This is a genomic window from Pseudomonas graminis (assembly GCF_001705435.1).
Lineage (GTDB): Bacteria > Pseudomonadota > Gammaproteobacteria > Pseudomonadales > Pseudomonadaceae > Aquipseudomonas > Aquipseudomonas graminis_B.
This window is the reverse complement of the sequence record NZ_MDEN01000062.1, coordinates 206,361-222,330: the sequence shown is the minus strand read 5'-3', so window position 1 is coordinate 222,330 and position 15,970 is coordinate 206,361. Positions and strand designations below refer to the sequence as shown.

The window sequence follows — 15,970 nt, the reverse complement described above, 5'->3', positions numbered from 1 at the left end:
GGACCTCAGTGGTCGTTCTTGTCCAGCGTTCTCAGCTTCTGCGGCAATGCCCACATTAACAGGCCCGCCGCGATCAGGCTGCTGACGCCGATGACGTAGAGCGCAGGCGTCGTGGTGCCGGTGAGGTCCTTGATCCCGCCGACCATCACCGGGCTGACGATGCCGCCGAACTGCCCCAGGGTGTTGATCAGCGCAATGCCGCCCGCCGCGCCGGCACCTGCGCCCGCCAACAGCTTGGGCGGCAGGGTCCAGAAGGCCGGAATGGCGGCGACAATCCCGCCGCCGAGCATGGCCAGGGAGACGATCAACAGGCTGGTGTGCTGGGCAAAGAAACCGGCGCTGAAGAAGCCGATGGCCCCAAGCACCATGAGCCCGCAGACGAATTTGCGGCGTTCACCGCTGGCGTCCGACAGGCGTCCGACCACGATCATGCTGATGGCGCCGAAGATGTACGGGATGGCCGTGAGCAGCCCGATGATCACCGGGCTTTCGACGCCCGCGCTGCGAATCAGCTGCGGCGCCCAGAAGTTCAGCCCATAGGACGCCACCTGAATCAGGAAATAAATCAGCCCGAGCATGAGGAAGCCCGGCATTTTCAGCGCGGTCAGCAGCGAGCCCCCATGCTTGTTCGGCTCATGCCGGGCGATGCGGCTCGACAGATACGTCTTCTCGGCGTCGGTCAGCCAGTGCGCGTCGGCGACACGGTCCTTGAGCAGCTTCAGCACCGCAAACCCCAGGGCAATACACGGCAGCCCGCCGAGCAGGAACAGCCAGTGCCAGCCGCGCAACTGCATCACGCCGTCCATATGACCGAGCACCAGCCCCGAGACCGGTGCGCCCAGCAGCCCGGCGAACGCCGAGGCCAGGAACAGAATTGACGTGATGCGTCCCCGGTAGGTCTGCGGGAACCACAGCGTCAGGTAAAACAGCACCCCCGGTGCGAAACCCGCTTCCATGGCGCCGATGATGAAACGCAGCACATAGAACTGCCATTCGGCGGTGACGAAGACCATCAGCGCCGTGGCGATGCCCCACGACATCATGATGCGGGCAATCCAGCGCCGCGCCCCGACCTTGTAAAGCATGATGTTGCTCGGCACTTCGAACAGCACGTAGCCGATCACGAACAGGCTCGCACCCAGCCCGTACGCGGTGTCGCTCAGGCTCAAATCGGTTTGCAACTGGAACTTGGCGAAGCTGATGTTGATGCGATCAAAAAACGCGAACAGGTAGCAGACCATGATCAACGGCATCAGGCGCCACGCGACCTTGCGGATCAATGCCTTTTCGGCGCTCACAACCTCGGCGAGGCTGCTGTTCGGGGTCAGAACAGAGACGGTCATTGCGATACTCCAGATCGACTCTCTGAGAGAGCCCTATTGTTTTTGTTGTCTGGACGCGCACGCAGCGGAGCGTGCGCGTTTGTCGGGGGAAACCGGTACGGGTGGCGCGTTAGCCGGGCAGGTTTTCCGGCGCCGGGTGCAGATCTCGGTTGCGTCCGGCCTTGGCCACCTGCCCCGGCATTTCATGGCCCAACAGGGCCGGTAAACGGCGGGACAGCGTGAGCAGATGCGCCAGGTCGATGCCCGTCTCGATGCCCATTTCATCGCACAGATTCACCAGGTCCTCGGTGCAGATATTGCCCGAGGCGCCCGGTGCAAACGGGCAGCCACCGAGCCCGCCCAGCGATGCATCAAACCGCCGCGCCCCCGCTTCGTAAGCCGCCAGCACATTGCTCAGCCCCAGCCCGCGAGTGTTGTGAAAATGCAGCGTGAGCGCCGATGCCGGGACACGGCTCAGCACCCGCTGCACCAGCGCAAACACCTGACGGGGGTTGGCCATGCCGGTGGTGTCGGCCAGGGAGATGCCGTGCATGCCCAATGCCAGATAGGCATCGACAATTTCCAGCACCCGGTCTTCATCGATGCGGCCCTCGAACGGGCAACCGAACGTGGTGGCGATGGAGCCGTTCAGGCTCAGGCCTGTGCCCGACGCCAGCGAGACCACGTCGGCGAAGGCCGCCAGGGACTGTTCGCAGCCCATGCGCATGTTCGCGCGGTTGTGGGTCTGGCTGGCGGACATCACCAGATTCAGCTCATCGGCACCTGCGTCGAGGGCCCGCTGGGCACCGCGCAGGTTGGGAATCAAGGCGACGTAGGTCACGCCGGGCTGGCGCCGGATGCCACGGAACACCTCATCCCCGTCACGCAAGGCAGGAATGGCTTTGGGGGAAACAAAGGAACCGGCTTCGATGCGGCTGAAACCGGCGAGAGAAAGTTGGTCGATCAAGGCGATCTTGTCAGCGGTGTCCACCCACGTCGGCTCGATCTGCAAACCGTCGCGCGGTGACACTTCCTGCACGATCAGGCGCTGGGAGAAGTCGGTGATCATTGCACCACCCCGCTGTGCTTGAGTTGGGCAATGTCGGCGGCGCTGATGCCCAGCTCGCCGAGCACGCTGTCGGTGTGCTGCCCGAGCGCAGGGCCTTGCCAGTTCACCGAGCCTGGGGTTTCCGAGAGTTTCGGCACGATGCCTGGCATTTTCACCGTGGCCCCGCCCGGCAGATCGGCGTCGAGAATCATCCCGCGCGCCTGGTAATGCGGGTCGGCGACGATGTCCGCGACGTTATAGATCCGTCCCGCCGGCACCTCCGCCTGCTCCAGCGCCTTGAGCACCGCGTCAATGGGCAAGGCCGACGACCACGCGCTGATCGCCCCATCGAGCCTGTCGCTCTGGGCGGCGCGGCCGTCGTTGTGGGCGAACTCGGGGGCCTCGGCCAGATCGGCGCGGCCAATGGTCTGCATCAGGCGTTTAAAAATCGGATCGCTGTTGCCGGCGATGACCACGTAGGCGCCGTCGGCGGTCGGGTAGGTGTTGGACGGTGCAATGCCCGGCAGCGCGCCGCCACTGCGTTCACGGACGTGGCCGAGCATGTCGTATTCCGGCACCAGGCTTTCCATGACGTTGAACACGCTTTCGGCCAGGGACACATCGACCACCTGGCCGTCGCCCTGGCCGGTCTTGACCCGCAACAGCGACATCAGCGCGCCCATCACCGCGTGCATCGAGGCCAGCGAATCGCCCAGGCTGACCCCGACCCGCGCCGGTGGCGAACCCGGCGTGCCGGTGGTGTAGCGGATGCCGCCCATGGCTTCGCCGATGGCGCCGAAGCCGGGGCGATCGCGGTACGGCCCGGACTGACCGTAGCCGGAAATGCGCACGAGGGTGAGTTTGGGGTTCAACGCGTGGAGCACGTCCCAGCCCAGCCCCAGTTTTTCCAGCGCACCGGGCCGCAGGTTTTCGATCAGCACGTCCGCGCTTTCAGCCAGCCGCTTGACGATGTCGATGCCTTCGGGCGATTTGAGGTTCAGCGAAAGGGATTTCTTGTTGCGCGACTGCAGGTACCACCACAGCGAGGTGCCTTCATGCAGCTTTCGCCATTTACGAAGCGGATCGCCCTGCCCCATGGATTCGATTTTGATCACTTCGGCACCGAACTCGCCCAGCAGGCGGGCGGCGAAGGGAGCAGCAATCAGCGTGCCGATTTCAATGACGCGCACGCCTTGAAGGGGGCCTGTCATAGCGGTTACCTCGAGTCTTTCTTGGAATTTGTCGCCCAGACTAGAGGAACGCGGTTCAGCAAATCCAACCGTCAGTTGGCAACGACCGTTCGCGAAACGCGAAGGCTTAGCGGTCGTGGCTGTGCAGGTGCTCGAACAGCAACTGGCTGACCGGCGACAGCGCCGCGGTGTCGCGGACCACCAGAATCAGTGTGCGCCGGGCCCAGGCATCGCTCAGGCCCACGGCCTTGAGGCCCAGGGACGGGCCGAGCAGGTCGAACGCCTTGCGCGGCAGCACGCCGATGCCCATGTCGGCCTGGACCATCCGGCACATGGCGTCGAAGCCCGGCACATGAATGCGCACCCGCAGCGGTCGGCCGTGGGCGCGCGCAGCGTTCTGGGTGCGCATGTTGATGGAGCTGGCGGCGTGCAGACCGATGTAGTCGCTGCCGAGGGTGTCTTCGAAGGCCACCTGCTGCAGCCCGGCGAGCGGGTGATCGTCACGCATCACAACGACCAGTTCGTCGCGGCGATACGGTGCGCTGTGGAGCCCCTGAACATCGGTGTCTTCAGAGCAGATGCCGATGTCCGCGACACCGTCGACCAGTCCCTGCACGACGCCGTTGCTGGGCCGCTCTTCAAGATCGACTTTGACCAGCTCATGGCTGGCGACAAAGGCGTGCAGGTCTTCCGGCAAGAACTGAATGATGGCCGAGAGGTTGGCCAGCATGCGCACATAACCGCGCATGCCCTGGAGGTGCTCGTCGAGTTCAAGGCCCATTTTTTCCAGATCGGAGAGCATGCGCCGGGCATGGTGCAGCATGGTCTCGCCGGCGGCCGTCAACAGCATGCCCTTGGCATTGCGCAGGAACAGGCCGATGCCGAGCACTTCTTCCAGCTCCATCAGCCGCTTGCTGGCGGCCGACACGGCAATCGCCTCGCGCGCCGCCGCCCGGGTCAGCGTGCCTTCTTCGTACACCGCCACGAACAGCTTCAGGGTGATCAGGTCGAGACGACGGATGAGGTTTTTGTGGAGCATGGGACGTACTCGATCAAGGTCCGGCCGAAAGAATACACGGGTTGTCGGACGGGGATGGCTGAAGCCGGTCCTAATGGATGCTCGCGTCGTCTGTAGGACTGGTTTTAGCCGGGAAGTGGCCAGCACGTTCGCCATCCATTTTGCGGTGTGACGTCCGACGCCTTCGCGGCTAAAACCAGTCCTACCAGGGATCCGTGGTGTGCCAGTAGTAATCCACTATCAAGCTGAACCGATTCAGGTCGATATACCGGTGATTTCTATTTTTATGGACAGCCCCGACATGAACCTCAGACGCCTCAACATCGCTCCCCGCTCCCTGATCTGCTTCGGCTTTTTCGCCGTGTTGATCTCCGCCGTCGGACTGTTCTCACTGATGCAATCGTCCAAGCTCAAAGATGCCCGGGACGCACTGCAGGACAACGTACTCCCCACCCTCCTCGCCATCGCCGATATCAAAAATGATCTGCTGACCATCCGCCTCGGCAACACCAGCCTGCGCGCTGCCCAGAGCGCCGCCAGCACCGACTCGGCCATGAAACGCGTTAGCCAGGGCCGCGCTGACCTCGAGCGCGATACCAAACGCCTGAAAACCCTCTTGATCAGTGAGCGTGGTTTGAGTGCCTACGCGCAGATGGAGCGCGACATGCAGGCCTACCTCGCCGTGCACGCGCGTTTTCTCGACGCCGTGGCGCAGAAGCGTGATGACGTTGTCGCCTCGCTGACCGAGCCGTCCGGGGAACAGACCCGCGCGGCAGACGCACTCGCCAGAGACATCGCGACCATCGCCGACCTCGGCAACCAGAAAATGCAGGACTCAAATGTCGCGGCAAATGAAAGTTACGCCCAGGCCCGCGAGGTCATCATCGCCGCCATCGTGGTCGCTCTGGTCGCCACCCTTGCTCTGGCGGCACTGTTCACCCGCAGCCTGGTCGCGCCGATCGCCAAAGCCCTGGCCGTCGCGGAAAACATCGCTGCCAATGACCTGAGCAAGCCGATTCAAGTGGACGGTTCCGACGAGCCGGGCCGCCTGCTGCAAGCGCTGTCGGTGATGCAGCAGAACCTGCGCCACACGCTTTCGGAGCTGGGCCACTCGTCCAATCAGCTGGCGTCGACCTCGGAAGAAATGACCGCCGTGACCGAAGAATCCCTGCGCGGGGTTCAGCGTCAGAACGACGAAATCAATCAGGCCGCCACGGCCATCAATCAGATGAGCGCGGCGGTGGAAGAAGTCGCCCACAACGCCTCCCTGGCCTCGACGGCCGCGCGGGATTCCAGCGACTCGGCGGAACAGGGCCGCCTGCGGGTCAACGAGACCATTTCGGCGATCAACGCGCTGCACGACTCGGTCGGCAGCACCGCGGACGAAATCAATGGGCTGGCCGGCCAAGTGCAGAACATCAGCGGCGTGCTGGACGTGATTCGCGGCATCGCCGACCAGACCAACCTGCTCGCCCTCAACGCGGCCATCGAAGCCGCCCGTGCAGGCGAAGCCGGACGTGGTTTCGCGGTGGTGGCCGACGAAGTCCGCGCCCTGGCGCACCGCACCCAGCAGTCCACCGCCGAGATCGAAAAGATGATCGACTCGATTCAGGGCGGCACCCACAAGGCGGTCACCGCCATGGGTCAGAGCAGCGAGCGCGCCCGGGTCAGCCTGGACGTCGCCGGTGCCGCTGGTCGTGCCCTCGCCGACATCAAAACCGCCATCGTGTTGATCAATGAGCGCAACGTCAGTATCGCCACGGCCACGGAACAACAGGCCCAGGTCGCGCGGGAAGTCGATCGCAACCTGACCAGCATCCGTGACCTGTCGCTGCAGACCTCTGCCGGCGCCCATCAGACCTCGGCGGCGAGCAACGAGCTGTCGCAACTGGCGGTGGGCCTGAACGGTCTGGTGATGCAATTCAGAACTTAATGGCACCGACGGAATCGCACCACTGAGCCGCCTGTTTGCGGCATCAGACGATTTCGGAGGTAAAGCATGAAGTTTGTGAAGCTGGGTTCCACGGGACTGGACGTGTCGAGGCTGTGCCTGGGGTGCATGACGTTTGGCGAGCCAGACGCCGGCACGCACCCGTGGACGCTGGATGAGAACGCCAGCCGGCCGATCATCAAGCACGCGGTCGAGCAAGGCATCAACTTCTTCGACACGGCCAACAGCTATTCGGCAGGCACCTCGGAAGTCATCGTCGGCAAGCTGTTGAAAGAATTCACCCGTCGCGAAGAAACCGTCATCGCGACCAAGGTGTTTTTTCCGGCCAACATGTGGGAAGGCTCCAAGCGGCCCAACGAACAGGGACTGTCGAGGAAAGCCATCATGGCCAACATCGACGCCAGCCTGACGCGGCTGGGCACCGACTACGTCGACCTGTACCAGATTCATCGCTGGGATTATCACACCCCCATCGAAGAAACCATGGAAGCGCTGAATGACGTGGTGCGGGCCGGCAAGGCGCGTTACATCGGCGCGTCGTCGATGTTCGCCTGGCAGTTCGCCAAGGCTCAGCAGGTGGCGACGGCCCATGGCTGGAGCCGCTTTGTGTCGATGCAGAACTACCTGAATCTGGTGTATCGCGAAGAACAGCGCGAGATGATTCCGCTGTGCCTGGATCAGGGCGTCGGCCTGATGCCGTGGAGCCCGATGGCCCGCGGCAGGCTCACCCGGCCCCACGGCCAGCAGACTGAACGCACCAAGACCGACATCTCCGGCCAGTCGTTTTACGAGGCAACGGAAGCCGAAGATGGCCGCGTCATCGATGTGGTCGAGCAGATTGCCAGCGAGCGCGGCGTGCCCATGGCGCAAGTCGCGTTGGCGTGGGTGTTGGCCCAGCGTGGCGTGTCGGCACCGATCGTCGGCGCCTCCAAGCCGCACCATCTGGACGATGCGATCGCGGCGCTGGATCTGATGCTCAGCGATGATGAGGTAAAACGCCTTGAAGCGCCCTACGTTCCCCACGCCGTGACGGGCTTCGCGTGAAGCCCAACGGCAATTCCGGGCTTGCCACCGGCCGGGCCGTCGTGCTGTTCGACGGCACCTGCAAGCTGTGCAATGGCTGGGCGACCTTCATCATCAGCCAGGACCACGAGCAGCGGCTGACGCTCGCGGCGGTGCAGTCGCCCGAGGGTCAGGCGCTGCTGAAATGGGCGGGGTTGCCCCAGGATCAGTTCAACACCATCGTGCTGGTGGAGAATGACCGTTTTTACGTCCGCTCGGACGCAATGTTCAAGATCCTCGCCCACCTCCCCGCCCGATGGCACTGGCTGCTCATCGCGCGGGTTTTCCCAAGGGTTTTGCGGGACTGGCTGTACGACAAGATCGCGCTGAACCGCTACAAACTGTTTGGCCGTTATGACGCCTGTCGCTTGCCTGCCGCGGATCATCCCGGCCGTTTCTTGAGCCAGAACGCCCTCAACGACCGCTAACTCTTCAGCGGCTGAAATGCCGTCTTCGTGAGCAAGCTCACTCCCACATGTCGTGCGCATGGCTCGAAATCTCAGGCCGTTCCGCGATCCCGTGGGAGCGAACTTGCCCGCGAAGGCTTATTTTCATTCCCCACACAAAGTCGCCAAATGTCCCGGCCCCTTCGTGAGCAAGCTCACTCCCACATGTCTTGGGCATGGCTCTAGAGGTCTAGTTAGTCCCATACCGAAAAGTTCCACTATATGGGACAGACAATCACATATTGAGATCTCAGAATAGGTCGTCTATGGTGAAACCTGTTCGCTCCTCATAGCCACTATAAAAACAACAGGAAGTCCCATGCCCACGCCATCTCTGGATTCGGGCCTGCACGCTAGCACCATGAAGCGCCTCAACCTCAAGTTGATCCCCTTCCTGATGCTGCTGTACATGGTCGCGTACATCGACAAGTCGAACATTTCCGTCGCCGCGTTGCAGATGAATGCCGAGCTGGGCCTGACCGCTCGCATGTATGGCATCGGCGTAGGCCTGTTCTTTCTGACGTACATCCTTCTCGAAGTCCCCAGCAGCGTCATCCTCACGCGGGTCGGCGCGCGGCGCTGGATTGCGCGGATCATGATCACCTGGGGCATCGTCGCGGCGGGCATGGCGTTTGTGCAGAGCGCCAATCAGCTGTACGGCATGCGCCTGTTGCTGGGCGCCGCGGAGGCCGGTTTCACGCCGGGGATCATTTACTACCTGTCGCAGTGGTACCCGAAGACCGATCGGGCCAAAGCCATGTCGTTCTTCTACATTGGCGCCGCGCTGGCGTCGGTGATCGGCCTGCCGCTGTCGGGCGCGTTTCTGCACCTGGACGGGTATTTCGGTGTGAGTGGCTGGCGCTGGCTGTTTCTGCTGGAGGGCCTGCCGGCGGTGATCCTCGGGATTGTCGTGTTGCGCTACCTGCCGGACTCGCCGCAGACCACCCACTGGCTGCAAGACGATCAGAAAGACTGGCTGAGCCGCACCATCGCGGCCGAGCAAGCGAACTCGCCGATCTCCCACCACGCCGCCTGGCAGACCGCATTCCGCAGCCGTCAGGTCTGGCTGCTGAGCCTGTTCTGGCTGTTGCAGGCGTTCGGCACCATCGGCATCACGCTGTTCCTGCCGCTGATCGTCAAATCGGTGTCCGGCCAGGAATCGTTCACCGTCAGCGTCATGTCCGCGCTGCCCTTCCTGTTCGCCTGCGTGTTCATGTACTTCAATGGCACCCATTCCGACCGCAAGGGCGAGCGCGGCTGGCACTTGGCGCTGCCGCTGATGGCCGCCGGGGTGCTGCTGGCGCTGGCGGTGTGGACCAGCAACCCGTGGCTGGCGTACGCCTTGCTGGTGCTGGCGGTCGGTCTGAACTGGGCCGCCACGCCGGTGTTCTGGGCGACCACCACCGAATACCTGTCGGGCGCTGCGGCCGCGGCGTCCATCGCACTGATCAACTCCATCGCCAACATCGCCGGCCTTGGCCTGCCGCCCGTCATGGGCTGGATAAAGGACGCCACGCAAAGCTACGACTACGCCCTGCTGCTGGTCTCTGCAGCCTTGTTGGCCGGCGGTGTGCTGGGACTGTTCCTGGCCCGTTCGCCCCGTGCTGCACCTGTCACCGCCCGCGCAACTCCCCCCGCTGCTGCTCCTGTCCCAAGAGGTTTAAATGAAGCCAAGGCTCCTTAAAATCGCCCGGTTGCCGGCCATGCTCGATGACGCGCTGAACGCGACCTACGACGTGGTGGACGCCGATCAAAACGGCACCGGCGTCGGCGAATTGACCGCCGACATCCGCGCCATGGTCGCCAATGGCGAATCCACGGTCAGCCGTCAGTTGATCGACAGCCTCCCTGAGCTGGAAGTCATCGTTGTGTTTGGCGTGGGCTACGACGGCGTCGACGTGACGGCAGCGCGGGAGCGTGGCATCCGCGTCACCCACACCCCCGATGTGCTCACCGAGGACGTGGCGGATTTTGCCATGGCCTTGATGCTGGGCATCGCGCGCAACCTTCGCGTCGCCGACCGTTTCACCCGCTCGGGCGCCTGGGCAAACGGGCCTATCGCCTTCAGCCGCAAGGTCAGCCGGGCGCGCCTGGGCATCATTGGCCTCGGTCGCATTGGCGCCGCCATCGCTCGCCGCGCCCAGGGCTTCGATATGTCGATCGCCTACACCGGTCGCCGTCCTCAGGACGTGGCATACACCTATTACCCGTCAGCGCTGGAACTGGCCGGCGCGGTGGATTTTCTCGTCGTCGCAGTCGGCGGCGGCGCCAGCACCCATCATCTGGTGGACGCCAAGGTGCTGGAGGCGCTGGGCCCCAAGGGCTATCTGATCAACGTCGGCCGTGGCAGCGTGGTCGATGAAACCGCCCTCGCCCGGGTCCTCGCCGAGGGTCGTCTGGCCGGCGCGGCGCTGGACGTCTACGAAGACGAGCCGCACCCCATCGCTGCGCTTGTGGATCTGGACAACGCCTTGCTCACCCCGCACATGGCCAGCGCCACCTGGGACACCCGGCAGGCGATGTCCGATCTGGTCATGGCCAACCTCCATGCCTGGCACAGCGGCGCAGACTTGCCCACGCCCGTGCCGGAATAAGCCGATGCTGCCTGCGCCTGGCTGAATGAAAGAACCGAGTCGCAGAAGACGGAATTCGTTGCCTGTTGGCAGTGAGGATTTGGAGGTATGGTGTGGCTTTCCCCTGCCAAGGAAGATCCATGGCCACGCACCCCTCCAGCCACGCACAAAAGCACCTCGCCGTTCTCATTGATGCGGACAACGCCCCCGCCGCCATCGTCGAAGGTCTGTTCGAAGAAATCGCCAAATATGGCGTCGCCAGCGTCAAGCGCATCTACGGCGACTGGACCGGGCCGCAGCTCGGCGGCTGGAAAAAGGTCCTGCTGGATCACTCGATCCAGCCTATCCAGCAATTCGCCTACACCAAAGGCAAGAACGCCACCGACAGCTCGCTGATCATCGACGCCATGGACCTGCTGTACACGCGGCGCTTCGACGGCTTTTGCCTGGTCTCCAGTGACAGCGACTTCACCCGCCTGGCCTCGCGACTGCGCGAAGAAGGCCTGACCGTGATTGGCTTCGGAGAAGAGAAAACGCCCCGGCCGTTCGTGGCGGCCTGCGACAAATTCATCTACATCGAACTGCTCCGCGAAGAGGTCATCGCTGCCGCCAGCACAGAGCAGCCGCTCGACGCGCCCGCGCAGTCGGACGTGGCAAAACCCGCGGCCGCGGACACCCAGAAGCGTCCCAAAGCGCCCATCAGTTTCATCGCGAAAATCCTCGACGACATTGCCGACGAAGACGGCTGGGTGCAGCTAGGCGCCCTGGGCACCAACATCACCAAGCTGCGACCGGAATTCGACCCGCGCACCCATGGGTACAGAAAGCTCAGCGACCTGATCAAGGGCTACCCGCAAGCCTTCGAGCTGCAGGCCAGACCCGCGTCCAGTGGCACGGCGGTGATGTACGTCCGGCACAGACAAAACGGTAAATAACCCATCAGCCTGTTTCATTTATGGAGCCCTCCATGCTTGTTTTCTCAGTTGACTATCGCTTCAAAGACCAACCCCGCACCCATCGCTTCGAGCTGAATCTGCCAGCGTTGTCAGCGTCCGACGCCGCGATGCACCTGCTTGAGCTGCATTTCGGCGACAGCGAAAACAGCCTGATCATGCCCAATGCCGATGCCGAACCGGATGAAATCATCGAACAGGCCAGCCAGCTCGGGCTGACGGACATTCGCGTCACCCAGGCGGCGAGCGATGACGTCCGGTAAAACGCGTTGAACCCTGCGGCGGCACCTGCATCCGATCACTACGACTGAACATTTCCCGACTGACAGGTGCCCCATGATCGAGATCAACAGCTACACGACCGTCAAACGCCGAGAGCGCGTGCCCCACGACGTATTCGCTCATTACTGGCGTGACGTCCACGGCCCGCTGTGCTCGCGGCTTCCGGGCCTTGGCTTGTACATCCAGCACCACTTTTCCCGGCAGCAGGATGCGCACCTGTGGCCGCTGGCCGATGGCATCAGCGAGATCCAGGATTACGAACTGGACGGTGGCGTGGAGATCGGTTTCGAGTCCGCCGCTGACCAGAAGCTGTTTCAGGAGGCCAGCCCGATCCTGTTCTCGGACGAGCAGAACATGTTCGACGAAACTCTGGCCTACGCCCTGCATGACGGCTCGCTGACCCTGACCAACGCGCTGGCGGATGAGCGGTTCAACGGCACCGACACCTTTGACCGGATTCACATCCACTTCAGCCCGCGGGAGACCCTGGCGCAGCTGCACGCGTACCTGAAGTCAGACCTGGGGCCGCTGCTGGCGGCGGCCGACGACGTGGTCAAGGTTTGTCTGCACCTGTGCGACCCCTTCGAAAACGACGGCCAGCACCCACCTGCGCCCAACGTCGCGCACTTCGCCAACCCGGCGCGTGCCGAATTGGCCGTGCTGGAAATCGCGTTCACCTCGCCACTGGCGCGTCGTCGTTTCTTCCAGAGTGACGCGTTCCAGAACACCTTGCCTGAGCAGTCGAAGCACATCGCCCAGCTCAAGACGTTCGCCGTCTCCGGGCTCTACACCTACGTGCGCGACAAGTCCCTGACCACCGCCGGATTGCGCGGCAGTCGGGCGGCCGAGTTGATCGAGTACCTCGGCGCGGTGAATCAGGTTCAGCCGGACGTGAAGGCGCTGATGCTCAAAGGCACCCAAGCCAGCTAGCGGTTTCTGTTGGCGGCCGTGGCTCACGGCTGCCGACGTTTCCATGGCCTGTCGGGAAACGCTACCGCCTTTCGATTGATCTGATCCATGCATCAAAGGATGAAAAAATAACGATTATCGTCGTCTGAAAATTGCCACAGAATCTCCAGTTACAAGCGCTTACAAACTCAAAAAAAACGCTGGAGAACAACATGCATCAGCCGCCAAGCCAGACCTCCTCCGGGAAGTCCAGGGCAGGAATGGTCTTCCGGGTCACCTCCGGAAACTTTCTTGAACAGTTCGACTTCTTCCTCTTCGGCTTCTACGCCACCCAGATCGCCTCCGCCTTCTTCCCCGCCAGCAACGAATTCGCCTCGTTGATGATGACCTTCGCTGTGTTCGGTGCAGGCTTCCTGATGCGACCCCTGGGCGCCGTGCTGCTGGGCGCGTACATCGATGATGTCGGCCGCCGTCGCGGCCTGATCGTGACGCTGGCGATCATGGCCAGCGGCACGTTGCTGATTGTCCTGGTGCCGGGTTATGCCACGATCGGCCTCTGGGCACCGGCGCTGGTCTTGCTCGGACGGCTGCTGCAGGGATTCTCCGCCGGCGCAGAGATGGGCGGCGTGTCCGTCTACCTCGCCGAAATGGCAACGCCGGGGCGCAAGGGTTTCTACGCCAGTTGGCAATCGGCCAGTCAGCAGGTGGCCATCGTCGTCGCCGCCGCCCTGGGTTACGGGCTCAATCAATGGCTTGCCCCGGCCGAACTGTCGGCGTGGGGCTGGCGCATTCCGTTTGCCGTCGGCTGCCTGATCATCCCGTTCATTTTCCTGCTGCGCCGCAGCCTTGAAGAAACCGCAGAATTCACCACGCGCAAACACCGCCCGACGATGAAGGAGGTGTTCGCCACCCTCCTCGGCAACGCCAGTGTGGTGATCCTCGGCATGCTGATGGTGGCAATGACGACCACCGCCTTTTACATGATCACCGTGTACGCACCGACCTTCGGCCGCTCGGTGCTGCAGCTCAGCACCAGTGACGCCCTGATCGTGACCCTGCTGGTGGGGGTCTCGAACTTCTTGTGGCTGCCCATCGGCGGCGCCCTGAGTGACCGACTGGGACGCAAGCCGCTGCTGCTGGCGATGTCATTGCTGACGCTGGTCACGGCGTATCCGGCGCTGTCATTCCTGGCCCAGGCGCCGACCTTTGCCCACATGCTCGAAGTGCTGCTGTGGTTCTCGTTTCTCTACGGTATTTACAACGGCGCGATGATTCCGGCGCTCACCGAAATGATGCCCGTCGAGGTGCGCGTCGCGGGTTTCTCCCTCGCCTACAGCCTGGCGACAGCGATCTTCGGTGGCTTCACGCCGGCGGTTTCGACCTGGCTCATTCACCTGACCGGGGATAAGGCAGCGCCGGCTTACTGGATGATCTTCGCCGCCCTGTGCGCTTTTACCGCGACGCTGGTGCTGTACCGCCGTCTCGCCACTCAGTCACTCGCCACTGCTTGAAGGACCCTGTCATGAATTCTTTACTTAAACCCCTCTGCGTTATGGCGCTGACCAGCTGCGCCTACGGCAATCTTGCGCACGCCGAAGAGCTGACCGTCATGACCTCGGGCGGCTTTACTGCGGCCTATCAGCACCTCGGGCCGGAGTACGCCGAGCACAGCGGCAATACGCTGAAAACCGTGCTCGGCCCGTCGATGGGTAAAGCGGCGGAAGCCATCCCCAACCGGTTGAGTCGCGGCGAGCACGCCGATGTGGTGATCATGGTGGGCTACGCCCTGGATGACTTGATCAAACAGGGCAAGGTCGACGCCGGCTCGCGTGTGGAACTGGCGGACTCGCGCATCGGCATGGTGGTGAAGGCCGGCGCCGACAAACCGGCCATCGGCACCGATGCCGAGCTGAAACAGACCTTGCTGGCGGCCAAGTCAGTGGCTTATTCAGACAGCGCAAGCGGCGTCTACATCGAGAAAGAGCTCTTCATGAAGCTCGGCGTTCAGCCGCAGATGGCGCCCAAAAGCAAGATGATCGAGCGCATTCCGGTGGCCTCCGTCGTGGCCAAGGGTGACTACCAGCTCGGCTTCCAGCAGGTCGCAGAATTGTTGCCGATCCCGGGCGTAACCTTCGTCGGCAAGATTCCGGAAGACGTGCAGTCGGTGACCCGCTATGCCGCCGGCATTCCGAAAAATGCCGATCACCCCGTGGAAGCGAAGGCACTGCTCAAGTTCCTGTCGTCCCCCGACGCGCAGGCCAGCATCCGCGAAACCGGCCTGGACTCAGTCCCGCGGTAACGTCCCGGGCAGCGCGCGAATTCGCTGCTCCAGTTCCAGTGCCGCGGGCGTCAATGTGCGTCCGCGGCGTTTTAGCACTCCCATCTGCCTGACCACCTCCGGCTCCACCAGCCTCACTTTCGCCAGAATCGGGTGGGCGGAGATTGGCATGGCAATGGACGGAACCACCGCAATGCCCAGCCCCGCCTCGACCAGCCCCAGCACCGTGGTCACGTGCCGCGCTTCGCAAACGCTGTTCCTGCCCGGCTGCAATCCGGAAAGCGCGCGATCCAGCACCAGGCGATTGCCCGAAGATTTATCCAGCGTAATGCACTCGTGCTCACACGCCTGAGCCCAGGTGACGGTGTCGAGGGTGGACAGCGGATGGTCGCGGCGGCAGGCAACGACGTAGTGCTCTTCGAGCAGCGGACTGAACTCGATTTCCGGCGCCAGGTTGCCGGTGAAACTCACCCCGAAATCGGCTTCGCCGGACGCCACCGCCGCGCTCACTTCATTGGCCGACACGTCGATCAGTCTGATGTTGATCAGCGGGTATTGCGCGTGAAAGCTGCGGATCGCATGGGGCAGGAAGTAGTACGCCGCAGACGGCACGCAGGCCACGGTCAGGGTGCCCCTGCGGTTGGCGCCGCCATCGCCGATGCTGAGCAGGGCCAGGTCCAGGTCATCCAGTAGCCGTTCGACCTGTGGCAAGAACGCCCGCCCGACGTTGGTCAGCGAGACCTTTCGCGTGGTCCGCTCAAACAGTTTGACCCCCAGGGCGGACTCAAGCTTTTCGATGCGACGGCTCAGCGCCGACTGGGTGATGCGGATGGACTCGGCCGCCCGGCGAAAGCCCTGCTTTTCAACCACCGCGCGAAAAGCCTGGAGGTCATTGAGGTCGAAGTGGATGTTCACGGCATGTCGTCGCTTTGATCGTA

At 63.1% G+C, this 15,970-nt stretch carries 15 protein-coding genes; 10 read left to right on the top strand and 5 right to left on the bottom strand.

The annotated features are described in order from the left end of the window. Window positions 1-5 precede the first annotated feature (5 nt). The 4 genes from BBI10_RS13065 to BBI10_RS13050 form a co-directional block, all read right to left on the bottom strand. On the bottom strand, window positions 6-1,343 hold the full coding sequence (locus BBI10_RS13065; RefSeq protein WP_065988932.1) for an MFS transporter: 1,338 nt from the start codon (window positions 1,341-1,343) through the stop codon (window positions 6-8). Between the two features lie 109 nt (window positions 1,344-1,452). Further along, window positions 1,453-2,391, bottom strand: a complete 939-nt coding sequence (locus BBI10_RS13060) for a hydroxymethylglutaryl-CoA lyase (protein ID WP_065988931.1) — start codon at window positions 2,389-2,391, stop codon at window positions 1,453-1,455. Further along, window positions 2,388-3,581, bottom strand: coding sequence for a CaiB/BaiF CoA transferase family protein (locus BBI10_RS13055; protein ID WP_065988930.1), 1,194 nt, complete (start codon window positions 3,579-3,581; stop codon window positions 2,388-2,390). Before BBI10_RS13055 ends, BBI10_RS13060 begins: the two co-directional genes overlap by 4 nt. Before the next feature lie 106 nt (window positions 3,582-3,687). Continuing rightward, a complete protein-coding gene (locus BBI10_RS13050) occupies window positions 3,688-4,599 on the bottom strand; it encodes a LysR family transcriptional regulator (protein WP_065988929.1) in 912 nt (303 codons plus the stop codon). 265 nt (window positions 4,600-4,864) lie between these two features. On the opposite strand from BBI10_RS13050, the gene BBI10_RS13045 reads away from it, so the two are divergent. The 10 genes from BBI10_RS13045 to BBI10_RS13000 all read left to right on the top strand — a co-directional run bounded on the left by BBI10_RS13045 (window position 4,865) and on the right by BBI10_RS13000 (window position 15,053). Further along, window positions 4,865-6,511, top strand: a complete 1,647-nt coding sequence (locus BBI10_RS13045) for a methyl-accepting chemotaxis protein (RefSeq protein WP_432213749.1) — start codon at window positions 4,865-4,867, stop codon at window positions 6,509-6,511. A 66-nt stretch (window positions 6,512-6,577) separates the two neighbouring features. After that, entirely contained in the window at window positions 6,578-7,573 is a 996-nt protein-coding gene (locus tag BBI10_RS13040; RefSeq protein ID WP_065988927.1) for an aldo/keto reductase, read from the top strand. Beyond that, entirely contained in the window at window positions 7,570-8,019 is a 450-nt protein-coding gene (locus BBI10_RS13035; RefSeq protein WP_065988926.1) for a thiol-disulfide oxidoreductase DCC family protein, read from the top strand. Before BBI10_RS13040 ends, BBI10_RS13035 begins: the two co-directional genes overlap by 4 nt. A gap of 337 nt (window positions 8,020-8,356) precedes the next feature. Beyond that, complete coding sequence (locus BBI10_RS13030; protein ID WP_065988925.1) at window positions 8,357-9,721, top strand: MFS transporter; 1,365 nt, start codon at window positions 8,357-8,359, stop codon at window positions 9,719-9,721. Continuing rightward, window positions 9,702-10,631 carry a 2-hydroxyacid dehydrogenase gene (locus BBI10_RS13025; protein ID WP_065988924.1) on the top strand — a complete coding sequence of 310 codons (930 nt, stop codon included), beginning with the start codon at window positions 9,702-9,704 and terminating at the stop codon, window positions 10,629-10,631. The genes BBI10_RS13030 and BBI10_RS13025 overlap by 20 nt, the downstream gene beginning before the upstream one ends. A gap of 119 nt (window positions 10,632-10,750) precedes the next feature. Next, entirely contained in the window at window positions 10,751-11,545 is a 795-nt protein-coding gene (locus BBI10_RS13020; RefSeq protein ID WP_065988923.1) for an NYN domain-containing protein, read from the top strand. A 32-nt stretch (window positions 11,546-11,577) separates the two neighbouring features. After that, complete coding sequence (locus BBI10_RS13015) at window positions 11,578-11,826, top strand: hypothetical protein (RefSeq protein ID WP_065988922.1); 249 nt, start codon at window positions 11,578-11,580, stop codon at window positions 11,824-11,826. Between the two features lie 73 nt (window positions 11,827-11,899). Continuing rightward, window positions 11,900-12,775, top strand: a complete 876-nt coding sequence (locus BBI10_RS13010; protein WP_065988921.1) for a hypothetical protein — start codon at window positions 11,900-11,902, stop codon at window positions 12,773-12,775. Window positions 12,776-12,966: 191 nt separating this feature from the next. Continuing rightward, entirely contained in the window at window positions 12,967-14,265 is a 1,299-nt protein-coding gene (locus tag BBI10_RS13005) for an MFS transporter (protein ID WP_065988920.1), read from the top strand. Between the two features lie 41 nt (window positions 14,266-14,306). After that, entirely contained in the window at window positions 14,307-15,053 is a 747-nt protein-coding gene (locus BBI10_RS13000) for a substrate-binding domain-containing protein (RefSeq protein WP_065988919.1), read from the top strand. Here the strand turns inward: BBI10_RS13000 and BBI10_RS12995 are convergent. Next, a complete protein-coding gene (locus BBI10_RS12995) occupies window positions 15,039-15,947 on the bottom strand; it encodes a LysR family transcriptional regulator (protein ID WP_065988918.1) in 909 nt (302 codons plus the stop codon). The genes BBI10_RS13000 and BBI10_RS12995 overlap by 15 nt on opposite strands. Window positions 15,948-15,970: the final 23 nt, after the last annotated feature.

What these genes read in the sequence shown, in the direction of transcription:
- BBI10_RS13025 (WP_065988924.1), top strand. Translation starts at nt 9,702, where the DNA reads ATGAAGCCAAGGCTCCTTAAAATCGCCCGGTTGCCGGCCATGCTCGAT.
- BBI10_RS13045 (WP_432213749.1), top strand. Translation starts at nt 4,865, where the DNA reads ATGGACAGCCCCGACATGAACCTCAGACGCCTCAACATCGCTCCCCGC.
- BBI10_RS13030 (WP_065988925.1), top strand. Translation starts at nt 8,357, where the DNA reads ATGCCCACGCCATCTCTGGATTCGGGCCTGCACGCTAGCACCATGAAG.
- BBI10_RS13055 (WP_065988930.1), bottom strand. Translation starts at nt 3,581, where the DNA reads ATGACAGGCCCCCTTCAAGGCGTGCGCGTCATTGAAATCGGCACGCTG.
- BBI10_RS13060 (WP_065988931.1), bottom strand. Translation starts at nt 2,391, where the DNA reads ATGATCACCGACTTCTCCCAGCGCCTGATCGTGCAGGAAGTGTCACCG.
- BBI10_RS13020 (WP_065988923.1), top strand. Translation starts at nt 10,751, where the DNA reads ATGGCCACGCACCCCTCCAGCCACGCACAAAAGCACCTCGCCGTTCTC.
- BBI10_RS13000 (WP_065988919.1), top strand. Translation starts at nt 14,307, where the DNA reads ATGGCGCTGACCAGCTGCGCCTACGGCAATCTTGCGCACGCCGAAGAG.
- BBI10_RS13015 (WP_065988922.1), top strand. Translation starts at nt 11,578, where the DNA reads ATGCTTGTTTTCTCAGTTGACTATCGCTTCAAAGACCAACCCCGCACC.
- BBI10_RS13050 (WP_065988929.1), bottom strand. Translation starts at nt 4,599, where the DNA reads ATGCTCCACAAAAACCTCATCCGTCGTCTCGACCTGATCACCCTGAAG.
- BBI10_RS13040 (WP_065988927.1), top strand. Translation starts at nt 6,578, where the DNA reads ATGAAGTTTGTGAAGCTGGGTTCCACGGGACTGGACGTGTCGAGGCTG.
- BBI10_RS13005 (WP_065988920.1), top strand. Translation starts at nt 12,967, where the DNA reads ATGCATCAGCCGCCAAGCCAGACCTCCTCCGGGAAGTCCAGGGCAGGA.
- BBI10_RS13065 (WP_065988932.1), bottom strand. Translation starts at nt 1,343, where the DNA reads ATGACCGTCTCTGTTCTGACCCCGAACAGCAGCCTCGCCGAGGTTGTG.
- BBI10_RS13010 (WP_065988921.1), top strand. Translation starts at nt 11,900, where the DNA reads ATGATCGAGATCAACAGCTACACGACCGTCAAACGCCGAGAGCGCGTG.